The organism is Sphaerochaeta sp. UBA5836 (assembly GCF_002432845.1).
GTDB lineage: Bacteria > Spirochaetota > Spirochaetia > Sphaerochaetales > Sphaerochaetaceae > Sphaerochaeta.
This window is the reverse complement of sequence record NZ_DJGW01000009.1, coordinates 7,929-9,568: the sequence shown is the minus strand read 5'-3', so window position 1 is coordinate 9,568 and position 1,640 is coordinate 7,929. Positions and strand designations below refer to the sequence as shown.

Annotated in this window: 2 protein-coding genes; both read right to left on the bottom strand. The window is 56.0% G+C overall.

Going from position 1 to position 1,640, the window contains the following annotated elements:
- Positions 1–1,286: enolase C-terminal domain-like protein (locus tag B3F49_RS00690; RefSeq protein ID WP_293908541.1), on the bottom strand; the 1,286-nt coding region annotated here is incomplete at its 3' end.
- Positions 1,287–1,289: 3 nt separating this feature from the next.
- Positions 1,290–1,640, bottom strand: a 351-nt coding sequence (locus B3F49_RS00685; protein WP_293908540.1) for a tripartite tricarboxylate transporter permease, incomplete at its 5' end; no start/stop codon positions are given.

Here is a 1,640-nt window from a genome sequence, read left to right as displayed (position 1 = left end):
TGCATGGAAACAGCATCGTTGCGGGCGCCGACCTCAAGCTTACGATAGACCTCGTTCGCTTTCATCACTGCATCCATGTTCAGCTCAAGGCCAAGTCCGGGAGCATTGGAAACATGAATCTTTCCGTCCTTGATCTGGTAGGGATTGTTGGTCAGGTACTGACCGTCCTGCCAGATCCAATGGGTATCCATCGCTGTGATATCACCGGGCGCTGCTGCTGCGCAGTGGGCGAAGATAGCCAGCGAAATATCAAAGTGGTTGTTGGAGTGCGAACCCCAGGTCAGGCCCCAGTCGTTGAGGACCTGCGCCATACGCACCGAGCCGCTCATCGTCCAGAAGTGCGGATCGGCCAGCACGATGTCCACGCTCTTCTCGCATGCCGCATGGTAGAACTGCTTCCAGTCGGTTGCAATCATATTCGTTGCGGTGGGAATACCGGTGCGCATCTTGAACTCGGCCATGGTCTCACGACCCGAGTAGCCGCGCTCAGTCCCACAGGGATCCTCGGCATAGGTAAGGCTGCTGCCCTTGCACAGGGCAACCGCCTCATCGAGCTTCCAAGCCCCGTTTGGATCGATGTTGATCCGGGCATCGGGGAAACGCTTGGCCAAGGCCTCAATCGCTTCCATCTCCTTTGCACCTTCCAGAACACCGCCCTTGAGCTTGAAGTCCTTGAACCCATAGTAGGACTGAAGGGCTTCGGCCTGTTCCACGATCGCCTGGCTGTCCATGAACGGATTGCGGCGAATCTTGTACCAGGGATTCGAGCTGGAGCTCTCATCGAGGTAGGGCAGGTCGGTCTTGCGCTTGTCAGCCTGGTAGAAGAGGTAGCCCAGGGTGACAATGTCGTCACGCTGGCGCCCGTCACCAAGCAGGTCACAGACAGGAAGACCAAGGAACTGGCCCCAAAGGTCAAGCATGGCACACTCGACTGCAGTCTCGGAGTGCACCACGTCCTTCAAATTTGCCAAGGAGAGGTTCTGCAGCCCCTCACTATTTTTGGAGAGATTGTTGTGGATGTCGGTCAGGCGCTTGAGCACCGCACGGTAACTGCTGATGGATTGTCCCACCACCAAGCTCTTCGACTCCTCCAGCGCTTGGGCAATGGCCTCTCCGCCATGCACCTCTCCCACCCCGGTATTGCCGCTACTGTCCTTGAGGATCACCAGGTTGCGGGTGAAATAGGGAGAGTGGGCACCGCTGAGGGAGAGGAGCATGCTGTCATACCCTGCTACAGGAATGACCAGCATTTCGGTAATGATGGGAAACTCGTGCTTCGTATGCATTGCTTACTCCTCGCTCGTTGCTTTCTTGGGTTTGTACTGCTTGTACAGGGTGGCTGCCAAACTGACGATTGCCAGAATCAGGAACATGGCGCTGATCGGACGGGTGAAGACTTCCAGGAAGTTCCCGTTCGAGTACTCAAGACCACGTCTGAGGTTTGTCTCAAAAGCACTCTCAAGGATGAAGCCTAGGATGAACGGAGGGGCAGGAACTCCAGCCTTGGACATGGCCAGACCGATGATACCAAAGAGGATCAGGCCCCACATGTCAAAGACACGGTTGTTCAATGCATATGCTCCGATGGCACACAGCACCACGATGAGCGGAAGCAGGATGTTTGAAGGAACCTTCAGCAC